Annotated in this window: 19 protein-coding genes and 1 pseudogene; 13 read left to right on the top strand and 7 right to left on the bottom strand. The window is 63.1% G+C overall.

Features of this window, described 5'->3' with window-relative positions:
* Positions 1 to 126: 126 nt before the first annotated feature.
* Complete coding sequence (locus BM214_RS07715; protein WP_177217619.1) at positions 127 to 2,076, bottom strand: TonB-dependent receptor domain-containing protein; 1,950 nt, start codon at positions 2,074 to 2,076, stop codon at positions 127 to 129.
* A 180-nt stretch (positions 2,077 to 2,256) separates the two neighbouring features.
* Between BM214_RS07715 and BM214_RS12400 the strand changes: the two genes are divergently transcribed.
* The 6 genes and pseudogenes from BM214_RS12400 to BM214_RS07745 all read left to right on the top strand — a co-directional run bounded on the left by BM214_RS12400 (position 2,257) and on the right by BM214_RS07745 (position 8,200).
* Positions 2,257 to 3,168 (top strand): LysR family transcriptional regulator, encoded by a 912-nt coding sequence (locus tag BM214_RS12400; protein ID WP_177217620.1) that lies wholly within the window; start codon positions 2,257 to 2,259, stop codon positions 3,166 to 3,168.
* 158 nt (positions 3,169 to 3,326) lie between these two features.
* Positions 3,327 to 5,411, top strand: a complete 2,085-nt coding sequence (locus BM214_RS07730) for a TonB-dependent receptor plug domain-containing protein (protein ID WP_090485210.1) — start codon at positions 3,327 to 3,329, stop codon at positions 5,409 to 5,411.
* 68 nt (positions 5,412 to 5,479) lie between these two features.
* Complete coding sequence (locus tag BM214_RS07735) at positions 5,480 to 6,283, top strand: ABC transporter permease (RefSeq protein WP_090485213.1); 804 nt, start codon at positions 5,480 to 5,482, stop codon at positions 6,281 to 6,283.
* 278 nt (positions 6,284 to 6,561) lie between these two features.
* Positions 6,562 to 6,906, top strand: a complete 345-nt coding sequence (locus tag BM214_RS07740; protein ID WP_090485215.1) for a hypothetical protein — start codon at positions 6,562 to 6,564, stop codon at positions 6,904 to 6,906.
* Positions 6,907 to 7,120: 214 nt separating this feature from the next.
* Positions 7,121 to 7,237 (top strand): annotated as a pseudogene (locus BM214_RS12405) (ABC transporter permease); the annotation flags it as partial.
* A 57-nt stretch (positions 7,238 to 7,294) separates the two neighbouring features.
* A complete protein-coding gene (locus tag BM214_RS07745; RefSeq protein WP_090485218.1) occupies positions 7,295 to 8,200 on the top strand; it encodes an Rpn family recombination-promoting nuclease/putative transposase in 906 nt (301 codons plus the stop codon).
* Between the two features lie 142 nt (positions 8,201 to 8,342).
* On the opposite strand, the gene BM214_RS07750 is transcribed toward BM214_RS07745, so the two are convergent.
* A complete protein-coding gene (locus BM214_RS07750) occupies positions 8,343 to 8,804 on the bottom strand; it encodes a tetratricopeptide repeat protein (RefSeq protein WP_177217621.1) in 462 nt (153 codons plus the stop codon).
* 289 nt (positions 8,805 to 9,093) lie between these two features.
* Between BM214_RS07750 and BM214_RS12995 the strand changes: the two genes are divergently transcribed.
* The 6 genes from BM214_RS12995 to BM214_RS07780 all read left to right on the top strand — a co-directional run bounded on the left by BM214_RS12995 (position 9,094) and on the right by BM214_RS07780 (position 15,805).
* A complete protein-coding gene (locus BM214_RS12995) occupies positions 9,094 to 9,510 on the top strand; it encodes a pilin (protein ID WP_090485224.1) in 417 nt (138 codons plus the stop codon).
* Positions 9,511 to 9,660: 150 nt separating this feature from the next.
* A complete protein-coding gene (locus tag BM214_RS07760; RefSeq protein ID WP_143096373.1) occupies positions 9,661 to 11,589 on the top strand; it encodes a tetratricopeptide repeat protein in 1,929 nt (642 codons plus the stop codon).
* Positions 11,558 to 12,523 carry a glycosyltransferase family 2 protein gene (locus BM214_RS07765; RefSeq protein ID WP_090485229.1) on the top strand — a complete coding sequence of 322 codons (966 nt, stop codon included), beginning with the start codon at positions 11,558 to 11,560 and terminating at the stop codon, positions 12,521 to 12,523. The genes BM214_RS07760 and BM214_RS07765 overlap by 32 nt, the downstream gene beginning before the upstream one ends.
* Before the next feature lie 24 nt (positions 12,524 to 12,547).
* The gene (locus BM214_RS07770) at positions 12,548 to 13,759 is read left to right on the top strand and encodes a glycosyltransferase (RefSeq protein WP_177217622.1); all 1,212 of its coding nucleotides are present in this window, start codon (positions 12,548 to 12,550) and stop codon (positions 13,757 to 13,759) included.
* 8 nt (positions 13,760 to 13,767) lie between these two features.
* The gene (locus BM214_RS07775) at positions 13,768 to 14,769 is read left to right on the top strand and encodes a glycosyltransferase family 2 protein (protein ID WP_143096374.1); all 1,002 of its coding nucleotides are present in this window, start codon (positions 13,768 to 13,770) and stop codon (positions 14,767 to 14,769) included.
* Complete coding sequence (locus BM214_RS07780) at positions 14,762 to 15,805, top strand: glycosyltransferase family 2 protein (RefSeq protein ID WP_090485238.1); 1,044 nt, start codon at positions 14,762 to 14,764, stop codon at positions 15,803 to 15,805. The genes BM214_RS07775 and BM214_RS07780 overlap by 8 nt, the downstream gene beginning before the upstream one ends.
* A 373-nt stretch (positions 15,806 to 16,178) precedes the next feature.
* Here BM214_RS07780 and BM214_RS07785 read toward each other — a convergent pair whose 3' ends face one another.
* Positions 16,179 to 17,069, bottom strand: a complete 891-nt coding sequence (locus BM214_RS07785; RefSeq protein WP_090485241.1) for a sulfotransferase — start codon at positions 17,067 to 17,069, stop codon at positions 16,179 to 16,181.
* A 95-nt stretch (positions 17,070 to 17,164) separates the two neighbouring features.
* Here BM214_RS07785 and BM214_RS07790 point away from each other — a divergent pair, with 95 nt between their 5' ends.
* Positions 17,165 to 18,466 (top strand): oligosaccharide flippase family protein, encoded by a 1,302-nt coding sequence (locus BM214_RS07790; RefSeq protein ID WP_244887895.1) that lies wholly within the window; start codon positions 17,165 to 17,167, stop codon positions 18,464 to 18,466.
* 186 nt (positions 18,467 to 18,652) lie between these two features.
* Here BM214_RS07790 and BM214_RS07795 read toward each other — a convergent pair whose 3' ends face one another.
* The 4 genes from BM214_RS07795 to polA form a co-directional block, all read right to left on the bottom strand.
* Positions 18,653 to 19,219, bottom strand: a complete 567-nt coding sequence (locus BM214_RS07795) for a Uma2 family endonuclease (RefSeq protein WP_090485248.1) — start codon at positions 19,217 to 19,219, stop codon at positions 18,653 to 18,655.
* A 120-nt stretch (positions 19,220 to 19,339) separates the two neighbouring features.
* Positions 19,340 to 19,801 (bottom strand): YaiI/YqxD family protein, encoded by a 462-nt coding sequence (locus BM214_RS07800; RefSeq protein WP_090485251.1) that lies wholly within the window; start codon positions 19,799 to 19,801, stop codon positions 19,340 to 19,342.
* A 127-nt stretch (positions 19,802 to 19,928) separates the two neighbouring features.
* Positions 19,929 to 20,273 (bottom strand): RpnC/YadD family protein, encoded by a 345-nt coding sequence (locus tag BM214_RS07805; RefSeq protein ID WP_090485254.1) that lies wholly within the window; start codon positions 20,271 to 20,273, stop codon positions 19,929 to 19,931.
* Positions 20,274 to 20,299: 26 nt separating this feature from the next.
* On the bottom strand, positions 20,300 to 23,017 hold the full coding sequence (gene polA, locus BM214_RS07810) for a DNA polymerase I (RefSeq protein WP_090485256.1): 2,718 nt from the start codon (positions 23,015 to 23,017) through the stop codon (positions 20,300 to 20,302).
* Positions 23,018 to 23,119: the final 102 nt, after the last annotated feature.

The raw sequence follows: 23,119 nt of genomic DNA on the forward strand, positions 1-23,119 counted from the left end.
AGACCAAACGGATCATCGCGGCAACATCTGACGAGTACCGTGCTCACTTACTCGGACTCAAATAAGAATCAATCTCTATGTGCGATTGCCCTGGGTTTCAGGCAAGGGTTCACATCGCTTCACGAATCAAAATCGGTAACGCGTGGTGAGACGCACGTCCCGCCCCGGTTCCGGGGCCGCCTCGGCATCCGAACCCGCCGAGGCCTGGCTGCTGTACTGCGCATCCAGCAGGTTGTTCACTGCCAGCTGCAATTCCAGCCGCCGGGCAAAGCCGGGACGCCACTGCAACTGCACGTCGTGCACCTGGTAACCGTCCCGCTCCACCGCATCCCGATGCACGGCATCCACCCATTGCAGGGTGTATCCCAGCCTCAGATCCTCGTGCAGCGCCCAGGTGCTGCCCCAGGTGAAGCGGTCCCCCAGACTGACTCCCTTGCGCCGGGAGAAGCCCACGGCCTCCCCACGATCGTTGTGGGTCTTGGCATGGAGATAGCCCAGGCGGGTCTCGAATCCCCCCAGCCCCCAGCCGGCGCGAATCTCGTGGCCTTCGCTCTGGATGCCCTCATCATTGAAAAAGCCGGTCACCGGCTCGCCCCGGCGCCCGCCCTCGGCCACGATCCAGTCCTCGATCTCGGTATCGAAGAAGGACACCTGCATGTGGAGATGGTCGCCGGTACGCAGCAGATCCAGCCCCTCGAAGCGCCCGCCCAGCTCCCGGGTACGGGAACGCTCCGGCTGCAGGTCCTCCCCGTAGCGGGGCTTATCCGGTACCTGGTTGACCCTGGCGCCCGGGACGGTGTCCGCCAGCCAGCCGATGGGCACGGTACCCGTGCCGCGGGTGGCCTCGCCGTAACCGGCGAAGGCCGAGAACCCACGGCCCAGATCCACCTCCGCCCCCAGGTTCGGCGAGAGCTCGGCCCCGCTCAGACGCACGTTCCCGAAACGGGTATCGAAGTCGTCATGGCGCACCCCCAGGGACAGATGCCAGCGCCCCGCCGTGAGGCGGTTCTGCAGGTACAGCCCCCGGTTCTCCAGATCCACCCGGGCGCTGTCGCCTCCGCCCGACAGGGCGGTCTGCCGCCCTTCCTCCTGATCCAGGGAGCCCCCCACGGTGAGGGCGTTGTGCACGGAACCCATCTCCATATGAAAGACGTTGCGCAGATCCACTCCCTGACCCTTGCTCTCCATGCGATTGCCCCAAAGCTCCAGGGTCTGCTCGTTCTGATAGAGATTGGCCCGCCAGTGGATCAGGCCATGCCCCGACGATGCATAGCGGTGGTCCAAGACATAGCTCTCCCGCTGAGAGACCTGATGGGTAGGGGCCCGAGCCCCGTCGTCATAGGCCCAGTCCCCCGTGTACAACCCCTCATCCCGCAGACGCTCCGCGCTCAGGCGCAACCGGTGGCCGCTCTCATGGAGCAGGCTGGCCTTGGCGAAGAGGTCTTCCACCTCCCCCTCCGATCCCGTCACCGCCCGACCATCGCCGTCCTCATAGGGATCGAACAGGGTGCGGCTGTGATTCACCAGCATCCCCAGCCCGCCGGAGGTCTCACCAAAGGCCGTGACCCCATGACGATAGCCCTGGTCCACCGTGCTCAGGCCACCGCGCACCAGTGCCCCCCGGTCCCGACCGGGTTCCAGCAGGTCCTGGGCATCCACCGTTTCGAAGCGGATACTCCCGCCCAGGGCCCCGGCCCCCTGATCCGCCGAGGGCAGGGTCTGCACCTCCACGCGCTTGAGCAGCTCCGGTGCGATACCGGTGATCCCGCCCCGGTGCTGAAAGAGATCCTGCCCCTGCCGGGCGCCGTCCACGGAAACATTCACATTGCTGCCCTCGATGCCGCGCAGGTAGAGACGCCGTGCCGCTGGGGTACCACCGCCCACCTCCACGGCAGGCTCATCCCGGAACAGGTCCTGGGTATCCCGTGACTGGGAGCGGGGGCGGACCTCCCGGCGCCAGGGAGCGTCCCCGGCATGGGAAGTGACGCCGATCTCCTCCAGCACCAGGGCCTCCCCCGCATCCCCATTTGCCATGGCCGGGGCCGCACACACCGAAAGGCAGAGCAGTGGGAGCATGCCCCGGTGTCCCCCGGCTGCCCGCGGCCCGATTTGTCGCGTTGGTTTCTTCCTCAAGGCCATACATTCCTCCATCAACAAAGAAATCGCAATGCGATTCATTTGCATTTCATTAGAATGGAGACCGGCCCCGGACAACACCCCAAAAGGCGGAACGATCCGTCCACGAAACGCAACGCCATGCATGATTTCGACGCCCTGCGGGCCCTCCTGGCCCTGCAACAACACGGCACCCTGAGCGCAGCGGCCGGGCAACTGGGCTGCCCCAAGTCCACCCTGAGCCGGCGCCTGGCGAGCCTGGAGAACACCCTGGGCCATCGCCTCACGCGCCCCGAAGGCAGCCGCCTGGCCCTCACCGAGGCCGGACGGGAGTACGCCCGCTATGGCCAGCGCATCCTGGATCTGGCGCATCAGGCCCACCTGGCCGTGGAGGCCACGCGGGAGGCCATGACCGGCACCCTGCGCGTGGGCATCGGCCACGGGCTGGGGGTCCAATGGGCCACCGGGGCACTGAACGCCTTCCTGGAACGCCACCCCGGCATCCGCATGGAGGTGACCTGGATCCCGGCAGGCATCCGGCCGGACCCGGCGCAGGCAGACCTTTGGCTGTGCTGCGCCCGGGAAGAGGTGCCGGGCCTGCACCGCATTCCCCTGGGGGCATGGCGCCAGGAGATCTATGCCGCCGCCGGGGCCGATTGTCCCGAGGCCCTTGCCCCGGAGACCCTCGCCGCCTGTCCCTGGATGCTGCTCAAGGGGACCCGAACCATTCCCCTGCGCCACCGGGACTCCGGGCAGGAGGTGCACCTCACCCCTGAGGCGCGCATGACCCTGGACACCCTGCCCATGCTGGCCGCGGCCATTGCCGGTGAAGGCGGCATCGGCCTGCTGCCCCGCTGGTACGCGCAATGCCCCCGGCACGGCCTGCATTCCCGGCTACGACGGATCCTAAAGGCCTGGGAACCACCCCCGGTGGAGCTGGCCCTCTACCTGCCCCCACCACCGCGAAGCCGGCGTCTGCAGGCCCTGGCCGATCACCTCCAGGCCCAGGCCCCCGGCGCCCTGCCCTCCCCGAAACCCATCCCATCCCCCTGACCGCGGCATCTGCGTACCCGAGGCAAACCCGATTGCGATTCGTCATTGTCTTATGAACGCGAATCATTATTGTTCGCTTTATTAGAAAATCAACACCCACCCATACACAAGGGCGCCCCGGAACGGCGTCCGACCGACCTACCCTGGAGGAATGCACCATGCCCAGACCCACCTGGCCCCTGATCCTGGCCGCCACGGCCCTGCCCGTTTCGGCCATGGCGGCCGACGCAACCCTGGAGGAGATCACCATCACCTCGGCCACCAAGACCGAGCGCAGCGCCCGTCAGACCCCTCTGTCCGTGGAGGTGGTGACCGAGCAGGAGATCCAGGCCCTCGGCGCCGACACCCTGCGGGACGTGCTCCTGCAGACCCCCGGCGTCTTCGTCAATCCGGGCCAGGGGCAGATGCGCATCCGCGGCGCCGGCCCCCGGGGTACGCTGCTGCTCATCGACGGTCGGCGTGTGGCCGGAGAGGCCTCCTTCAAGTACGAGATGGACCGCATCGGCACCGGCACCATCGAGCGCATCGAGATCATCAAGGGCCCCATGGGGGTGCTCTACGGCTCGGACGCCGTGGGCGGCGTCATCCACATCATCACCAAACAACCCCGGGACGTGACCGAAGGCGGCCTCGACCTGCGGGTGGGCAGCGCCGAAGGCGGCCAGGGGGAACGCTACAGCCTGAGCGGCGATGTGCGCGGCAGCGCGGGGGACACCCGCTACAGCGCCTCCTTCAGCCTCATCCGCCAGGAACCCTATACCGAGCGGGAGACCGCCCATCCCCAGGTCCCCCGGGACCCGGGCCAGCCCAAACCCCTGGTCCCCCCGTCCCAATCCAACCTGCCCCCGGCGGGGGCCATCGCGGATCGCTATGCTGTGGACACCACCTACCGCACCCAGGGGGAAACCCTCAACCTGGGGGGCCGCTTGGACCGGCGCCTGACGGATACCCTGGAGGCTGGGATGGACGCCTATCTCACCTGGGAGGACCGGGAAGGCACCTTCATTGGAACCCAGTACCCCGCGGCGGCGGGATTCCCCGTAAAGGACCTCCCGGTGGACGAGGTGCTGGATACCGAACGCCTGGACCTGGCGGGCCGCCTGCGCTGGCAACCCACAGAGAAGATCACCATAAAATGGCGCAGCTACCTCTCGGACTACGAGAAGGAGAACATCCTCTCCCCCACTCCCTACGGGGACCTGGGCTATACCACCGCCCCCGACGGGGGTGGCAGCTGCCGGGGCGAGGTGGACACCCTGAGCCACGAATTCAACCTGCAATGGACCGCCAGCCAGGCCCACCGGCTGCTGCTAGGGGCCGAATACCGGGAGGATGAGCGCACCTCCCCCTGGTTCCGCCCCGACCGGCGCCGCAGCACCATCGACTACACCACGCGCTCGGTCTTCCTGCAGGACGAATGGACCCTGAGCCGGGACACGGACCTGCTGCTGGGGGTACGCCACGACGACTTCTCCGAGTTCGACGGCGAGACCACCGGCAGCCTGGGCGTGCAGCACACCCTCTCCCAAGCCGCCCGGCTGCGGGCCAGCTATGCCCAGGGCTTTCGCGCCCCCTCGGCCCCCGAGCTCTTCGTCAGCCGCAACACCCCCGCCGGATGGGTCCTGGGGGCCCACCTCATCCGCCCGGATTTCAACAAGACGGCCACGGAGCTGGAACCCGAACGCAGCGACCACCTGGAGATCGGCCTGGATGGACAGGGCCCCGGTTGGCACTACGACCTGGCCCTGTTCCACAACGAGATCCAGGACCGCATCCAGCAGGTGCAGGGCGTGGGCTACCGCACCTTCGCCAACGTGGATGAGGCCCGCATCCAGGGCCTGGAGGCCAGCGGCGGCCACCGCCTCACCCCATCCCTGTCCCTCAAAGGCGCCCTCACCCTCCTGGACGCCGAGGACCAGGACACGGGCCGGACCCTGGAATTCACCCCCGAGACCCTGGCGCGCATCGCCCTGGAATACACCCCCGGCCCGGAGTGGCGTTTCCTCATCAGCGCCGACCACACCGGCGACCAGCGCTACACCGACACGGCGGGCGGCACGGCCCGCTGGGCCCGGGCGGACGCCTACACCCTGGTGAACCTCAAGGCCTCCTGGATGCCCGCCGCCCTGCCCGCCACGGAGTTCTACGGCGGCCTGGACAACCTGCTGGACGAGGACATCGACACCGTCCTGGGCTCCCACACGGGCCCGTTCCTCTACGCCGGGCTACGCCGCTACTTCTGAAGCGGCGCTCACCGCCCCCGCCCCCCGGAACTGCTACCATGGGCCGTTTCCCTCCCCGGAAGCGGCCCATGGAAGTCATCCAACTCACCCCCCTGGACCTGTCCCTGGCGGCCCTGTTGGTGATCGCCCTGGCGGCCACGGTCTCCCGCTTTGGCATGGGCCTCTCCCGCAGCCTGCTGATCTCCGCCGCGCGCACCGTATTGCAGCTATTGCTCATCGGCCTGGTGCTCACCACTCTGTTCGAACACGCCGCCCTGCCCTGGGTGGCGGCCATGGCCCTGGTGATGCTTCTGGTGGCCGGGCGCGAGGTGATGGCCCGGCAACGGCGCCGCTTCCGCGGCTGGTGGGGCTACGGCGTCGGCACCCTGGCCATGTTCACCAGCGCCTTCACCGCCACGGTGCTCACCCTGGTGATCGTCATCGCACCGCAGCCCTGGTGGGAACCCCGCTACGCCATCCCCCTCTTGGGCATGCTCCTGGGCAACACCATGACCGGCATCGCCCTGGGCCTGGACCGGCTCACCCAGACGGCCTGGGATCAGCGGCGCATCATCGAGGGGCGATTGAGCCTGGGCCAGACCGCCGCCGAGGCCGTGGCCGACATCCGCCGCGAGGCCGCCCGCAGCGGGCTCATGCCCATGATCAACGCCATGGCGGCGGCGGGCATCGTCAGCCTGCCGGGCATGATGACCGGCCAGATCCTGGCGGGCACCGTGCCCATGGAAGCGGTGAAATACCAGATCCTGATCATGTTCCTCATCACCGCCGGCACCGGCTTCGGCACCCTGGGGGCCCTGTGGCTGGGTGCCAGACGCCTGTTCGACGAGCGCGACCGCCTGCGCCTGGACCGGCTGGCGGGGCCGGTGGGGTGAGACCGCCTATCCCAACCCTGCACGGCTGCATTCCCCGTACAACATCACATCCTGATGAGGACCGATCTGCTCGACCCCACCAACGACGGGAACATCCTGCAGATGAACCTGATCGAACTGAACAAGGCGGATCACCGGGTCTTGCCCCCCTATCCCCCGTGGCCTTGGATTTCAAACCGGCCCGAATTCGTCTAATCTGGATACGAGACGTTACGTACTCATTGCCCTGCCAGAACGCGGGGCTTTGTCTTCTCTGACCTATCGTGGGAGAGGCTTCGATGAAGCACAAGGGAGGAAAACTGGTATTAAGGTGCCTGATCGACCAGGAGGGTGATCTTTACGTGGCCCATTGCATTGACCTGAGCCTGGGCGTGCAAGGGGACTCGGAGGCGGACGTCAAGGAGCGCATGGAAGCGGCCATTGGCTCCTACCTTCAGCGGGTTGCCGAAATCTATCGCGAGGGGGACACCGCATCGGCGATGCAGTTGCTGAACAGGAAAGCACCCCTATCCATCCGCGTTAAGTACCACTTGGCCAAGCTTCTCCAACACTTCCATTCCCTGCGTCCACCCGCCAGCCCGATTTGGGAAGAAAGCCGCCCATACCCGATCATCTGCGCGTAGTCACCGTATCGCAGCATCATTCGCCGTACGCCCGAAGTCTACTCAAGAGCATGCTTAAACAGGCGGGGCTGGGCAAAAAGGAATTCATGCGCTGCCTGGAAGACAAGCACTTCGCTAAGCGGCTCGCACAGAAGCATGCTGCTCAGGTCATGCACGCCGGGAGCAACCAGTGATCAAGGCTCTGCGCAAGCCAGATCATGGAGCGAACGGCAACCTCATCACCGCCACCACCGGCTTCGGCACCCTGGGGGCCCTGTGGCTGGGGGCCAGACGCCTGTTCGACGAGCGCGACCGCCTGCGCCTGGACCGGCTGGCGGGGCCGGTGGAGTGAGACCGCCTATCCCAACCCTGCACGGCTGCATTCCCCGTATAACAGAATATCTTGAAGATGACCGATCTGCTCGACCCCACCAACGACTACGTCTTCAAGCGGCTGTTTGCCGAGGCGCCGGATCTGCTGGTGGACCTGATCAACGACCTGCGCCCGGACCTGCCCGACATCACCGCCGTCGAGGTGCTCAATCCCGGCATCGAGCCCAGCGAACTCACCGGCAAGTACATCATCCTCGACGTGCTGGCCCGGGATGAACAAGGCCACTGCTACAATCTGGAGATCCAGGTGCGCCGCTACGGATCCTGGCACAAGCGCGGCCTGTTCTACCTGGCCCGCACCCTGGGTACCCAGTTGAACAGCGGCGAGGATTACCAGGAGCTACGCGCCTCGGTGGGGATTCACCTGCTGGACTTCGACCTTTTCACCGCCACGGAAGACGAACGCCGGCAGGCGGTATGGCGCTTCGAGATGCGGGATGAATGCCAGCCCCGGGTATCGCTGGGGAACATCCTGCAGATGAACCTGATCGAACTGAACAAGGCGGATCGCCTGGGCCTGCCCGAGGGACCGCTGCGGGCCTGGATCATCTTTTTCAAGCACTGGCGGGAGGAACTCACCATGGCCAAGGTAGCCCACGAACCGGTCCAGCGGGCCATGAGCCGCGTGCGGGAACTCAGCGCCGACGAGGAAGCGCGCCGCCTGGCCTTTGTACGCGAGCGGGCCCTGCGGGATGAGGTCTCCCTGCTCAACGAAGCCAGGCGGGAAGGGGAGCAGGAGGGCTTGCAGAAGGGTTTGCAAGAAGGTCGGCAGGAGGGCCTGCAAAAAGGCCGGCAGGAGAACGCGCGCAGCACGGCCCTCAACCTCCTCAAGCTAGGCGTGCTCACCGACGAACAGATCGCCGAGACCACCGGCCTATCCGTAGCCGAAGTGAAGGCGCTGCAGTCGGACCCATCTCATTAACAAGGGCTGGGACGCCCCATGGCCAAGGTAGCCCACGAACCGGTTCAACGGGCCCTGTGGCTGGGGGCCAGACGCCTGTTCGACGAGCGCGAACGCCTGCGCCTGGACCGGCTGGCGGGGCCGGTGGGGTGACACCGGCGCGCTAGCAGGCCCTGCCCAGGGCCGCCATCTGGCGCTGGGCGATCACATGGCCCCGGGCGGCCGCACGGCGGATCCACTCCAGGCCCGCCTCCTCATCCCGGTCCACCCCCTGCCCGGCGACATGGCAGCGCCCCAGCCAGTACATGGCCTCGGGATAGGCCTCCTGGGCCGCAAGCCTCAGCCATCCCACCGCCAGATCAGGCCGCTGGGCCTGCATCAGGATCAACGCCACATCGTTCTGGGCCTCGGCGTCCCCCCGGTCGGCCCGCTCGACCACGGACAGATCCTCCGCATCCAAATCCACAGGCAGATCAGACAGGATGGTGTCGATGGCCAAAAGGGTACGGGAACCCCCATGGGACTCCCGCCGAGTGGGATAGGGAGACGTGGACACCCGGCGCCAGAGGGAACGCTTGCTCAGGCCAGTGAGCAGCATGGCGGTATTCAGACGGATGGTGCGCATGGTCGCCCCTCCACGGAAGGCTGTAGGACCGATGAGGAACCGAGTACAGCACCGGGAGGATACCCCATGCGCTGTGCCACAGGACATCATGGCACACCCAGGATAATGCCGACAGATAGGGTCGGCATATGCCATCCAGGCCCCACCAAGGCACCCTGCACCCGCCGTGGGGCCTCTCATCCCCCTGCAGGAACCACCCATCCCAGGACCGCCCACTGGCCTGGATCCTGCATAAAACCCCATGCCTCGGCCCCTACCGGGCCATCATTCCGCAAAAGGGGTATTCCACATGATGAAAAGACAAGCAGGTTTTACATTGATCGAGCTGATGATCGTCGTAGCGATCATCGGGATTCTGGCGGCGGTGGCCATTCCGGCGTATAACGATTACACGAACCGGGCAAGAGTCTCCGAAATCATTCTCTCGGCCAGCTCAGCAAGAACTTGCGTCACAGAAATGTATCAAACCGACGGAGATTACACTAATGCAAGCACATGTGCCCCAGAGAGCCTTCCTGGCGTGCTTGATGGTGGGAGTTTCGATATTGATGGAAGCGGGGTAATTACTGTCTCAACTGCAAGTGATGGGGGCGCTGAATTCGATGAACAAGTTTCAATAACCCTGACACCTGCAGAATCTGCTGGCACCCTCACTTGGGATTGCTCAGGCACGCCGACCGAATGGATGCCCGGAAACTGCCGTTAAGTAGCACCGGACAATAAAATCAACTAGCACAATCCACACTTCGGGCCCTGAACAGCCCCGACTTCACCCTAAGTCGGGGCTGTTTTTTCGCCAATACACAAAACACCATCATCTATGCTTGCCATCTCCTCCCATCCTTCTCAACGCCCCGTGGCACGCATCGCCTTATTGGTGCCCGTTTTTCTGGTAATCCTGGCCGTAGGGTTTGCCTATTCAAAAGGGGTCACCGGCAAGCTATTTTACGATGATCTATCCTTCCTTGCCCCGCTGGAAACGATCGATTCCAGGGAAGATGCCTGGGAATTTGTCACGAGCGGTCAAGGGGGGCCGCTGGGTCGTCCCATCGCACTACTCAGCTTCCTCCCCCATGCCGATGACTGGCCGGAAAACAGCCAGGAGGCCCGGTGGGTGAATGTAGGCATCCATCTGGTCAATGGTGCCTTGATCTTCCTGCTGGGGTGGATGGTCCTCCAACTGAGAAATACCCAAACCCTATGGCGGGGCTACTGGATTGCCCTCTTTGCTTACGCCCTTTGGATGGCCATGCCCCTGCTGGCATCCACCAGCCTGATCACCGTACAACGCTGGACCGGTCTGGCCACATGCTGGGGATTAATGGGTCTGGTGGTCTTTGTGGCGGGCTACTTCCTGCAGGCACCACGTCCACGCCTGGCTTTGACCCTGCAGGCATCGGGGCTGGGCCTGTTTACGCTGCTGGCCCTGTACACCAAGGAAAGCGGTGCCCTTTTCCCCATTTATGCCCTGGTCATTGATGCGGTTTTGCTGGCTCACCTTCAGGCACCCCGCTATGTGCGCTGGCTGCGCCGGGGAACCTTGCTGCTGGGCCTTTTGGCCCTGCTGTACTACTTATCCCCCCTTTATAGAGACTGGTTCGCCTTCAGCAGCTTTCGCGGCTGGTCCTCCTTCGATCGGCTGCTGACCGAAGGCCAGATCCTTTGGCAATACCTCTATATGGCCTTCCTGCCGCAGCCCACGGCCTTTGGACCTTTCCATGACAATGTCACCTTGGCAGAAGGCTGGCTGATACCCACCCTATCCTGGGGCGCCTTCCTGGCCTTGACCCTGGCGGCCTTCCTGATCCGGAAACGCAGCCCCTGGCCCTTGTTCGCCCTTCTGTGGTTCTTCACGGGACATCTCATCGAGTCCACCGTGATTCAACTGGAGTTGATGTTCGAGCACCGCAACTATTTGGCGGTATACGGATTCTGTCTGGCCCTGGCCGCCCTGGCCTGGCAAGCCAAAGGGATCTGGAGCCGCCTGGCCCCCGCGCTGCTGACCCTCTATATCCTGCTCATCGGGGCCACGCTCTATGCCACCACGTCCATTTGGGGAAAACCGCTGGAAGCCGCTGAAAACTGGGCCCAGCGTTATCCGGATTCCCCCAGGGCGGTCATGCATCTGAGCAGGGCTTATTATGAGGCCCTCGGCAATCCCAGCTATTCCCTCCGTGCCTTGGATCGTTATGCGGATCAGTGCGATGGATGCACCGATCTCCACCTGCAAGCCATGCTCTATGCCTGCACCACGGAAGGCCCGCAATCCATCCAGCAGCGCTTCGACCAGGTCCTGCATTCAGCAAAAACCGCAAGACGCTCGATTTCCCTCATGGATGGTCTTTATCCGTTATACGATTTAATCCAACAAGATCAATGCAAACCACTTACATTTCAGGATGCCCATCGACTCACAAAAATCCTGCTGGATAACCCCAACTACCAACACAAATCCTATACAACCCACGTGCTTTTCCATGCCGCCAATTTCGCGAAAGAACAAGGGGACTTTGATACGGCTTTCTCTTATCTTTCTCGTGCCGAATCATTGATGCCCGAGATCATGCCCATCCTGCTCATGCAGGTACACTTCCTGATGGATGCGGATCGCCCGCAAGAAGCCCTGGACGCCATTGAACGCAGGCGGGACGTGGTGCATAAGAATCCCTACATGACGGATCAGGCGCTGGATGACCTGGTCCAGATGGTCCGCGAAGGCAGGAAGCCCTCCATGGAGAAAGGCGTTCAAGCCGATGAAGCTCATCGTCCAGATCCCGTGCTTTAACGAAGAGGAGTCCCTGGCCCGGACCCTGGCGGATATTCCCCGGGAGATCCCGGGCATCGATTGCGTGGAAATCCTCATCATCGACGATGGCAGCAGCGACCATACGGCCCGGCAGGCCGCCCTATTGGGCGTGGACCATATCGTGGCCCACAAGCAGAACCAGGGCCTGGCCCGGGCCTTCCGTACCGGGCTGGAAGCCAGCCTCCAGGCCGGGGCCGATGTCATCGTCAACACCGATGCCGACAATCAATACGCCGGCAGCGACATTCCCCGGCTGATCGCGCCCATCCTGCAGGGCCAGGCCGACATGGTGGTGGGCGACCGGCAGACCCGGCAACTGGCCCATTTCTCGGGCCTGAAAAAGCATCTACAGCGCATCGGCAGCGCCATGGTGCGGCAACTGTCCGGCATCGACATGCCCGATGCCGTCAGCGGCTTTCGCGCCTTCTCCCGGGAAGCCGCCATTCAGTTGAACATCCTCTCCAGCTTCAGCTACACCATCGAGACCCTGATCCAGGCGGGCAAGCGCAACCTCACGGTTGCCTCCGTCCCGGTCACTACCCGGCCCACCGAACGCCCTTCCCGCCTGTTTCGCAGCATTCCCCAGTTCATCCAGAACTCCGCCATCACCATGGTCCGGACCTACGCCATGTACAAGCCCCTGCGGGTGTTCTTCTACATCGGTCTGGTCCTGATCCTGCTGGGGGCCGTGCCCATCCTGCGATTCCTGGTCTTTTATCTTCATGGAGACGGCAGCGGGCATATCCAGTCCCTGCTGCTGGGCACCATGCTGGTCTCCATGGGCGCCTTTACCTGGCTCATCGGCCTGGTGGCGGATCTGATCTCCTTCAACCGGCAACTGCTGGAGATGACCCTGGAACGGGTGCGGCGATTGGAACTGGATCGGTCTTCCCACCGTTCGGATCAGGACTGAATGGATCGGTCTTTGAGGATCCCCATGGCGCATTCATCCCGGCCCCGCCTCCTGGTCCTCACCTCCACCTTCCCCCGCTGGGCAGACGACACGGAACCGGCCTTTGTCCTGGAACTGACCCGGCGTCTGGCCGATCGCTTCCAGGTCCATGTACTGGCGCCCCACGCGCCGGGGGCCGCTTCCCTGGAAAACCTGGCGGGCCTGACGGTGCACCGCTTCCGCTATGCCCCCGAAGGATGGCAGACCCTCACCTACGAGGGCGGCATCCTGGCCCGGCTCCAGGCGCGGCCCGGACGCCTGGCCCTGGTTCCCCTGTTCCTGCTGGCGGAGGCCTGGGCCATCCGCCGTCTGCTTCGGCGGCATCGCTTCGCAGCCATCCATAGCCACTGGATCATCCCCCAGACCCTGGCCCTGCGCCTGGCCACCCTGGGTATGCGAAATCCGCCCCCTGCCATCTGCACCAGCCATGGCGGCGACCTGTTCGGCCTGCAGGGGCGGTTCCTGGCCGCCGTGAAACGCTGGGCCTTGCGCCGCTGCACGGGCCTGACGGTCGTCAGCCGGGCCATGGTGCCCGCAGCCCGCACCCTCGCCCCCCATCTGGAACCCCGGATCATCCCCATGGGCACGGACCTTCGGGACACCTTCACCCCGGCCCCCCAGATCCCCCGGGATCCCCACCGGATCCTGTTCGTGGGTCGCCTGGTGGAAAAAAAGGGCGTGCACACCCTGCTCAACGCCGTGGCACGTCTGCTGCCTAGATACCCCCAACTCCATCTGGATCTGGTGGGCCAGGGCCCGGATGAAGCCACCCTGAGAGCCCGATCCGAATCCCCCGACCTGGCCGGAAAGGTCTCCTTCCTGGGGGGCATCCCCCACCACCGATTGCCGGACCACTACCGCCGGGCGGCGGTCACCGTTTTCCCCTCCACTGATCAGGAAGGCTTCGGCCTGGTCCTGGTAGAAGCCATGGGCTGCGGCTGTCCGGTCATCGTCTCGGACCTGCCCGCCATTCAGGATATCGCCCCCAACGACACCTTCGCGCTCCGCGCCCCCCCAGGAGATGCGGATGCACTGGCCCAGGCACTGGAACAAACCCTGCAGAACCCGGCCCAGGCACAACAACGGGCCAAAAAGGCGTTGGGGCATGTGAGGGAGCGGTTTGGGTGGGAGAATGTGAGTAAGGAATATGGTGAATTGCTTATCAAGATGGCGGCCAATGAGCCTAGGGGAAAATAAAATTGAACATGCAGGCTACAAGCAGCATAGCGCATCCCTGTGCGCCGGATGAGACTTCATCGAATTCAGAAAATAGCCCCATACTACTCAGCATCATCATTCCCGTCCTGAACAATGCATCACAGGCCAATCAAACAATCCAAAAACTTGCCGCTGAACCCCCATCGAAGCCTGTGGAAATTATTATCGTAGATGATGGCTCCAACCCGCCAATACAGATCAATACAGAATCAACTGAGAATTTTCAAATCAAATTACTACGCCTGAAAACAAATCAGGGTCGGGCGGGAGCTATAAATAACGGAATCCGGTCTGCCTCTGGCCTCTACATGACCTTTCTTGACGCAGATTGCATACCGGAAACCGGGTATATAAAAAATCTACAGCATAACGTTTCATCAGAAACACCCATCCTCTTCGGCGATATCCATTTTTTTTCTGGGGATCCTTTTTTTGACCGCTATGGAAACCGAGTCCAGGCAAGGAGACGAACAAAACTACAAAAATGGACGATCAGTCTCACGTCGGCTAACGTGACTCTTCATCGAGACCTTGTTCTGGCGGTGAATGGGTTTGATTCTACCTACCGCCATTACGGATTTGAAGATCGTGATTTTTTTCTACGTCTAGCTCAATCCTTCCCGAACCTCACTCCCATATACAAAGCTGATTGCTCAGTAAAACATGTTGACGCTATCTGTCTAAATAAAATTTTGAAAAAGTTTGAAACTTCGGGCCGCCATACCGCCAGGATATTCCAAAGTAAGCATCCGGACGCCTACCGAAAAATGCCCATGTACTATTTCGACACCCAGGCAAACCCAATCTATCACTACATACCCTATTGGATCCTGAGCACCGCAAACCAAGGCCTGAGCACAACCCTTAGGGGTTTATTCTTTTTGGGATATAAGCTGAGCTTGGACTGGCTTGCTATACCAACTCTAAAGGGCATGAATGGTCTAGCCTTCATGCGTGGTACGCTAGCAAAGGATACAACCAATGTCTGAACCATTGGTCAGTGTCGTTATGGCTGTCCATAATAATGAGCGCTATCTTGAAGTAGCGCTGAACAGCATCCTTGAGCAAAGCTGGCAAAATTTAGAATTGATCCTGATAGACGATGCATCCACCGACCGAAGTGCAAGTATTCTTCGGGACTATGCATGCTCCGATTCCAGGATAAGACTTTTGGTTAACGACCAGAATCATGGTCTCACCTGGAGCCTCAATCGAGGACTCGATGAGGTTCAAGGTGAACTGGTAGCACGCATGGACGGAGACGATATTGCATTGCCGGAAAGACTCGCCAAACAAGTCGAAGCATTCAGATCAAACCCTAAACTGGTTCTTTGCGGAACAGCCACCATCAATATAGATGAAAAAGGCAAAAAACACACTCTTGGTGAATGGCCATCCAATCCTAAAGTTCTACGCTGGTATTCCATATTTCGCCCTGCAGTTGCCCACCCTTCTGCGATGTTCCGGGTCAGATTCGGCAACCAAATAATGCGGTACAATGAAAACCTGCGTACCGCACAAGACTATGATTTATGGTCTCGCCTACTTCAGCACGGAGATGGATTAGTCCTGAATATTCCGTTGCTTTTATATCGCCACCATGCAAGCAGAATTTCGTGCACTTTACGTATCGAACAATCCGAAAGCGCCGCCAACATATGCCAGAAAAATCTTTATCGAGAGTTTCCCGATTTTTTCATAAGAAAAAACAATATGCATGCAAAATCTGTCGCAAATTTAATCCATAACTCCATGGCTAGTTTACCGCAAGATGCCACAGCAGCCCTCACCACATTATTAGCACTTGAATCCGAATACCTGACCACAATCGACCAATATGATGAAGAGTCGCGCCGGGCCATACAACGTCTCACCACTCGATGGGTAGCCCAGACTCTGCTCGGGAAAAGCCCGCTCAAGATGAGCGAACGCATCCGTTTATTGACGCAGTTAAGGTCTCGATTGGGGGCACTATCCGAGGAAAGCTTTCACTTCGGCATGCGCAGACTTCGCGCGAGGCTTTAACGAAAAATTATATAAAATGGCATACCATGCATCCCTGAACCACTGCGCGCTCAGCGGTTTGAACACTCAATAGGTGCTGCCAGCACATTTGGATCCTTCACAACCCAAGTCATCCATAACGGTCTTCCTCCAAATACTTTCGACGAACCATAAAGGGGACCTCTATTAATTGCTTACCTCCCCAGGCAACCCATTGATTCTATTGGGCGTAGATTTCGACAAATCGAATTATTAGAGTTTCCCTAAAGACATTCCTCCCATTGCCAGGCCGCCTTTTATCGTGCTCATTGGGGCGATCAAAGCGCATGCCATGTCCAGTTATTCTATTAATCAATAAGCGCGCCATCCACATCAAGACGAGCGGAAAAGTGCTTTATTTTTCATTTTTTCTTAAGGCACTAAAAGAGCTATGACCCAGGCCACTTAGAAGCTTTAAATCTTCCAAAAAGTACTCTGAGAGACGATGTCTCATATCTTCAGAAATGCTTGACCTATGATGCTTTTTTACTAGCTTAGAGTACAGGAACCCCATTATCCCAATACGAAAATAAGGTACACCCATCCCTCTAATTATTGAATCTACCCATCTAACGCTCTCATAAACCCACGGCAATCGCCTCACTTTGGCGCTATTCGCCACGGGAAACACCTCCCTGCCGTCATCATCCAAGCCAAGGAATGCCATCAAGCGCAACCATTCTTCCCGGGGTGAATCCTGGATGCGTTCAAGATGAATCACATGCACCTTCTCCCTGGGCACCAGCCGGTACAGACGTTGCAACTGTTCGCCTAGCTTGCATAGCTTGCCATACTGCAGGAGCTGCGGATCCCTGCATCTTTTTGGTATGCAGTCTCCATGCATTCTCCGCTCCTGCAAGGCCCAGGCCTTTTCAAAATCTGGCTCATCCTCATCGCCGCTGAAGATCGCCTGCCCATGTAATGATGGAGCCATAGATACGGGGTGACGCAACATCACGATAAACCTTGGATGATCTACATAGGATAAGATGGCCGGGACCGCCGTGCGTGAATAAAGATAACGTGTACTTGCCTCGCAGATCACCCGGTGCAATGCTGTCGCCCCCGAAAACAGCTTTTCGTACTGCCGTAAGGTCATGGGCCGCCGGAAGCCATAATCATAATTGAAAAATTGCGGTTCCTTGATGGCACAGAAATGGACCTGGGGATGTTCTGCCAGCCAATGGGCCAGGGAAGTGGTCCCGCACTTGGGGGCGCCGAGGATGAACACATTCGGTCGCGGCATGGTGGGGTGAATCTCCAGAACCTGGGTTGGGGGGGATGGTTGCTTGGCCTATCATGCCCCGGACCTTTCCCACTTGGAAACACGGGCACTTCCCTTTGTCCCTTCATCCCGCGCCTTCCGGTCTGGCCAGAAAACTGCTCCAGGGTGGGGCCGGCAGCCTGCTGGCCCAGGGCCTGGAACTCGCCCTGAGCTTGCTGGTCACCCTCCTCCTGGCCCGATTGCTGGGGCCTTCGGGATACGGGGTGTATGCCTTTGTTCTGGCTGCGGTGTCCTTGATCTCCCTGCCGGTGCAGTTGGGCCTCCCCCCCCTGATCGTACGCGAGACCGCCCGGGGGCACACCTGCGGGGACTGGCCCACGGTGCGGGGGATCTGGCGCTGGTCCCATGGGGTGACGCTGGGCCTGTCCCTGCTGGGGTGGTTGGGCGGGGTGGTGGTCCTGGGCTTTTGGGTACAGGATCCGGTCCTGCGGTCTACCCTGTTGCTGGGGCTCGTGCTGGTGCCTCTGCTGGCCCTGTCCAGTCTGCGGGCGGCGGGGCTGCGGGGGCTGGGGCGGGTGCTGCTGGCTCTGTTGCCGGAACAGGTGATCCGGCCCGGGCTGATGGGCGTGCTGTTGCTGCTGGCCCTGATCGCCTGGCCCCATGGGGTGACACCCGCCGGGGCCATGGCGGTGCATCTGCTGGCGGCCTGTGTGGCCTTTGCGGTCGGAGGCTGGCTGCTGTACCGGTCGCGTCCGCCGCACTGGACGGCCCATGCCCCGGTGTACCGGCCCCGGGCCTGGCTGGCCGCGGCCTGGCCCATGGCATTGACCCAGGGGTTTGGGCAGATCAATCGCCATGCCGATGTGATCCTGCTGGGGTTGCTGGCGGCCACGGTGGATGTGGGGGTGTACCGGGTGGCGGCCCAGGGGGCCTTTCTGGTGTCCATGGGCCTGACCGCGCTGAATATGGTGACGGCGCCGTACATCATCCGTTTGCATGCCCAGGGGGCCCGGCACAAGCTGCAGAAACTGGCCCGCCGCACGGCCCAGGCCGCCCTGGCCTTTGCGCTGTTGGCCCTGGCGGGTTATGTGGTGCTGGGGCCATGGCTGTTGCAGACGCTGTTCGGGCCTGCCTTTGCGGCGGCGTATCTGCCCCTGCTGATCCTGGCCTGCGGGCAGGTGGTGAATGCGGGCTTCGGTTCGGTGGGCTTGTTGCTCACCATGACGGGCCATGAGCGCCAGGTGTCCCGGGTGGTTGGGGTGGCCGCCCTGGTCAATGTGGCGCTGAACCTGGCCCTGATCCCGCTGCTGGGGACGATGGGCGCGGCCCTGGCCACCAGCGCGGGCACGGTGCTGTGGAATGTATGGCTGTGGTTCGTGGTCCGGGAGCGGCTGGGGATCCGCAGTGCGCCGGTTTGAAACAGGCATCCACCAATGAACTTCCCTACCTCCCAAACCATGCATTCCACACCTCCAGAAATTGCCGTCTATCCAAGCTCAAAAGTTCAAGACATTCCGTCCACTCCACTCGATGGGCCAGTCCCCCAGCTTGCGTTGCAGGCGGGCCACCAGGGTCAGGCCGCTGCATTGCGGGTCTTTCGGTGTTCAGCCACGCTCCGCGTCCTCGTAGATGGCCTCGATGGGGAGCTCCATGTCCAGGCAGTGCAGAGGGATGAGGCCGTCCGTGTAGATTTCGTGCACCCAGTCGGCCTCGGTGCGCCGGTAGAGGTCCACCTGCCGGCGGTCCTGGGTCACCAGCAGGTATTCCCGCAGGCTGGGCAGGCCGCCGGTGTAGGCGAAGAGCTTTTCGCGCCGGTCGATGCGCTCGGTGCCCTCGGAGAGCACCTCCACGATCAGGCAGGGGCGTTCGCGGTAGTAGGTGGCCCGGTCGTGGGGGTCGCAGGTGAGCAGCAGGTCGGGATAGTAGAAGGCATCTTCACCGGCCTGGCGGACGTGGACCTTCATGTCATTGACGAATAACTGGCAGCCGCGCTCCCGCGCATGGGGTCGCAGGGATGCGAACAGGGCCCCCGTGATCAGGTTGTGTCGGGCACTGGCCCCGGTCATGGCATAGACCTGGCCGGCAATGTATTCGTGCCGGACTTCACCATCCTTTTCACCTTCGAGGTATGCCTCGACGGTTAGGAACCGATCGCTGGCAGGCAGGTTCATGACGTTGGACTCCTGGAAGGTGCACCTGGGGCCATCATGACATGGGAAGGCAGGCCCCTGAAGCGGCCTGCACGCCCGGCTTGCGCTCGCCGTCTCCGGCGATGCGGGGCGCTGGCGGCCTCAGGTCGCCCGGGCCATCCGGGCCAATAGCCGGTCCAGGTGGCCGGCGAAGGCCTGACGGTCCGCCGGGCGCAGGGCCGGCGGACCGCCGGTGTCCACGCCACTATCCCGCAGGGAGGTGGCCAGATCCCGCATCTTCACCCGTTCGTCGATGTTGTCCCGGGTGAACAGTGTCCCCCGCGGGCTCAGGGCCTGCCCCTGGCGGGCGATGACCTCCGCCGCCAGGGGGATGTCGGCGGTGATCACCAGGTCCCCGGGCTGCATCTGCTGGACGATGTGGTTGTCCGCCACGTCGAAACCGGCGGAGACCTGCACCGCCCGCACATGCCGGGAACGCGGTACGGGAAGGGGATGGTTGGCCACCAGGGTGAGGGGGATACCCACCCGCTCGGCGGCGCGAAAGAGGATCTGCTTGATCACCTTGGGGCAGGCGTCGGCATCCACCCAGATCTGTAGGGTCATTACGGATACGGTTCCGATTGCATTGCCTTCATCTGGGCCACGGATCAGCATGTGGCCCCGGCGTTCTGTGCGGCAGTGAGCAGCGAGGTCTCATCCCGCGGGGCCCGCTGGTGGGGGCAATAGATATTTACTGCAGGGGATCCTCCCCGTCAAAGACCTGCTCCACCCGTTCGGCGGTCAGGATGCGGTCGATCCATTGGTCCAGCTCGGCCGGGGCGGCCCCTTCAACCCGTGGCTGGTAGCGAGCGCGGGCCTCGGGGCCGAACTTGCGCTCGATCTGCCGCAGCAGGGTCTGGGCCTCGCCTTGCTGAACACCTTGCTGGATGCCCTGCTGGATGCCCTGCTGGATGCCTTTCTCGACCCCCTTGGCCTCGCCGCGTTCCATCCATTCCTGCGCCAGTGACATGGTCATCGCCTCCGTCAGGTGGGGTTTGGCCAGGGCCATACCCTGCTTGAAATCGTCTTCGGTCATTGTGTACCGCTGGGTGCGCTTCCCGCTCAGTGGGCCGCATCCCAGTTGGGTCCCACGCCCACGTCCACTTCCAGGGGCACGTCCAGTTGTGCGGCGTCGGCCATGAGTTTCGAGACGTGTTTCCCGACGCGCTCGGCGGCGTCCTGGTCCACCTCGAAGACGAGTTCGTCGTGCACCTGCATGATGAGCAGCGCCGGCTCGCCTTCCTTCTGCAGCCAGGCGTCCACCCGCAGCATGGCGCGCTTGATGATGTCGGCGGCGGTGCCCTGCATGGGGGCGTTGATGGCCAGGCGCTCGGCCTGGCCGCGGGCGGCGCTGTTGCGGGAGCGGATCTCCGGCAGGTAGAGGCGGCGGCCGAAGAGGGTCTCCACGTAGCCCTGGTCCCGGGCGCGTTCCTTGGTGTCGTCCATATAGCGCCGTACGCCGGGGTAGCGGTCGAAGTAGCGGTCCACGTAGTCCTGGGCATCGCCGCGTTCGATCCCCAGCTGGCGCGCCAGGCCGAAGGCGGACATGCCATAGATGAGGCCGAAGTTGATGGCCTTGGCGGCGCGGCGCTGTTCGGGGGTGACCCGTTCCAGGTCCACACCCCAGACCTCGGCGGCGGTGGCGCGGTGGATGTCCAGGCCCTGGGCGAAGGCGTGCAGCAGCCCCTGGTCGCCGGAGAGATGGGCCATGATGCGCAGTTCGATCTGGGAGTAGTCGGCAGCCATGAGCACCCGGCCCTCGGGGGCGACGAAGGCCTGGCGGATGCGCCGGCCCTCGGGGGTGCGCACGGGGATGTTCTGCAGGTTGGGCTCGGAGGAGGACAGGCGGCCGGTGGAGGTGACGGCCTGGTGGTAGGAGGTGTGCACCCGGCCGGTGCCGGGGTGGATGCGTTCGGGCAGGCGGTCGGTGTAGGTGGATCTGAGCTTGGACAGGCCCCGGTGTTCCAGGATGAGCCGGGGCAGGGGGTAGTCGGCGGCCAGTTGTTCCAGCACGTCCTCGGCGGTGGAGGGCTGGCCCTTGGGGGTCTTGCGCACCACCGGCAGCTTCTGGCGCTCGAAGAGGATCTCCTGGATCTGCTTGGGGGAGGCCAGGTTGAAGGCCTGCCCCGCCGCCTCGTGGGCGCGGCGCTCGATCTCCCCCATGCGTTCGGTGAGTTCCCGGCTCTGGGTGAAGAGCAGATCCGGGTCCACCTTCACGCCGGCCCGTTCCATGCGCGAGAGCACGGGCACCAGGGGGATCTCCAGGTCCTCGTAGATGGCCCGCTGCCCCGGGTTGGCCTCCAGTTGCGGCCAGAGGTGGCGGTGCAGGCGCAGGGTGATGTCGGCGTCCTCGGCGGCGTAGGGGGCGGCCTCCTCCAGGCGCACCTGGCTGAAGGGGATCTGCCGGGCGCCCTTGCCGGCCACGTCCTCATAGCTGCGGGTCTTTACCCCCAGGTGGCGCTCGGCCAGGGTGTCCATGTCGTGGCGGCTGGCGGTGCTGTTGAGCACGTAGGAGGAGAGCATGGTGTCGTGGGCGATGCCCTGGAGCTGGATGCCGTGGTTGGCCAGCACGTTGCGGTCGTACTTGAGGTGGTGCCCCACCTTGAGGCGCCGCGGGTCCTCCAGCAGGGGGCGCAGCCGCTCCAGGGTCTCCTCCAGGGGGAGATGGTCCGGGGCATCGGCGTACTCATGGGCCAGGGGCAGGTAGGCGGCCTCACGGGGCTCCACGGCGAAGGAGACACCCACGATGCGGGCCTGCATGTAGTCCAGGCTGGTGGTCTCGGTGTCCAGGGCGAACAGCTCCGCCGCCTCCAGGCGCTGCAGCCAGCGGTCCAGGTCCTTGCGCTCCAGGAGGGTCTCGTAGCGGGGGGGCGGCCCGTCGTCGCCCTGGCCCTCCCCCGGGCAATCCCCCGTGGAATCGCCCTGTTCCGCCTCCAGCTCCCGCAGCCAGCTGCGAAACTCCAGGCGCTCCAGCCAGCCCCGCAGGGCCTCCCGGTCCGGTTCCCCCAGGGTGAGGGCCTCCGGGGTGGTGTCCAGTTCCAGGTCGCAGCGCACCGTGGCCAGCTCCCGGGACAGGGGCAGGGTGTCCAGGCTGGCGCGCAGGTTCTCCCCTGCCTTGCCCTTGATGTCCTGGGCGTTGGCCATCACGCCGTCCAGGCTGCCGTGGGCCTTGAGCCACTTGGCGGCGGTCTTGGGGCCCACCTTGTCCACGCCGGGGATGTTGTCGGAGGTGTCCCCCACCAGGGCCAGGTAGTCCACGATCAGGGCCGGGGGCACACCGAAGCGGGACTCCACGCCGGCCTCGTCCAGGGTGGTCCCGGTCATGGTGTTCACCAGGGTCACCCCCGGCATCACCAGCTGGGCCAGGTCCTTGTCGCCGGTGGAGACCACCACCTCCATGTCCCGTTCCCGCGCCCGGTGCACCAGGGTGCCGATGACGTCGTCCGCCTCCACGCCGGGCACGCACAGCAGCGGCATGCCCAGGGCCCGCACCAGGGCGTGCAGCGGTTCCACCTGGGCCGCCAGATCCTCCGGCATGGGCGGCCGGTTGGCCTTGTAGCGGTCGTACAGGGCGTCCCGGAAGGTGGGGCCCTTGGCGTCGAAGACCACGGCCATGTGGGCCGTGGGGTAATCCTTGAGCAGCCGGCGCAGCATGTTGGCCACGCCCAGCACGGCGCCGGTGGGCTCGCCGCGGCTGTTGCTCAAGGGGGGCAGGGCGTGGAAGGCACGGTAGAGATAGGACGAGCCGTCCACCAGCACCAGGGGGGTCTTTGCGTTCACGTGTGTCGGTCCCGGGGGAATTTGCCTCCATTGTCCCCCAGCGCCGGAGCCAGGCCAAATCCCCGTGTTTGCCCCGCCGGGCGAACGCGATATGCTGGGGAC

It is taken from the genome of Ectothiorhodospira mobilis, from assembly GCF_900114895.1.
GTDB lineage: Bacteria > Pseudomonadota > Gammaproteobacteria > Ectothiorhodospirales > Ectothiorhodospiraceae > Ectothiorhodospira > Ectothiorhodospira mobilis_A.

What these genes read in the sequence shown, in the direction of transcription:
- BM214_RS07715 (WP_177217619.1), bottom strand. Translation starts at nt 2,076, where the DNA reads ATGCTCCCACTGCTCTGCCTTTCGGTGTGTGCGGCCCCGGCCATGGCA.
- BM214_RS12400 (WP_177217620.1), top strand. Translation starts at nt 2,257, where the DNA reads ATGCATGATTTCGACGCCCTGCGGGCCCTCCTGGCCCTGCAACAACAC.
- BM214_RS07730 (WP_090485210.1), top strand. Translation starts at nt 3,327, where the DNA reads ATGCCCAGACCCACCTGGCCCCTGATCCTGGCCGCCACGGCCCTGCCC.
- BM214_RS07735 (WP_090485213.1), top strand. Translation starts at nt 5,480, where the DNA reads ATGGAAGTCATCCAACTCACCCCCCTGGACCTGTCCCTGGCGGCCCTG.
- BM214_RS07740 (WP_090485215.1), top strand. Translation starts at nt 6,562, where the DNA reads ATGAAGCACAAGGGAGGAAAACTGGTATTAAGGTGCCTGATCGACCAG.
- BM214_RS07745 (WP_090485218.1), top strand. Translation starts at nt 7,295, where the DNA reads ATGACCGATCTGCTCGACCCCACCAACGACTACGTCTTCAAGCGGCTG.
- BM214_RS07750 (WP_177217621.1), bottom strand. Translation starts at nt 8,804, where the DNA reads ATGCGCACCATCCGTCTGAATACCGCCATGCTGCTCACTGGCCTGAGC.
- BM214_RS12995 (WP_090485224.1), top strand. Translation starts at nt 9,094, where the DNA reads ATGATGAAAAGACAAGCAGGTTTTACATTGATCGAGCTGATGATCGTC.
- BM214_RS07765 (WP_090485229.1), top strand. Translation starts at nt 11,558, where the DNA reads ATGAAGCTCATCGTCCAGATCCCGTGCTTTAACGAAGAGGAGTCCCTG.
- BM214_RS07770 (WP_177217622.1), top strand. Translation starts at nt 12,548, where the DNA reads ATGGCGCATTCATCCCGGCCCCGCCTCCTGGTCCTCACCTCCACCTTC.
- BM214_RS07775 (WP_143096374.1), top strand. Translation starts at nt 13,768, where the DNA reads ATGCAGGCTACAAGCAGCATAGCGCATCCCTGTGCGCCGGATGAGACT.
- BM214_RS07780 (WP_090485238.1), top strand. Translation starts at nt 14,762, where the DNA reads ATGTCTGAACCATTGGTCAGTGTCGTTATGGCTGTCCATAATAATGAG.
- BM214_RS07785 (WP_090485241.1), bottom strand. Translation starts at nt 17,069, where the DNA reads ATGCCGCGACCGAATGTGTTCATCCTCGGCGCCCCCAAGTGCGGGACC.
- BM214_RS07795 (WP_090485248.1), bottom strand. Translation starts at nt 19,219, where the DNA reads ATGAACCTGCCTGCCAGCGATCGGTTCCTAACCGTCGAGGCATACCTC.
- BM214_RS07800 (WP_090485251.1), bottom strand. Translation starts at nt 19,801, where the DNA reads ATGACCCTACAGATCTGGGTGGATGCCGACGCCTGCCCCAAGGTGATC.
- BM214_RS07805 (WP_090485254.1), bottom strand. Translation starts at nt 20,273, where the DNA reads ATGACCGAAGACGATTTCAAGCAGGGTATGGCCCTGGCCAAACCCCAC.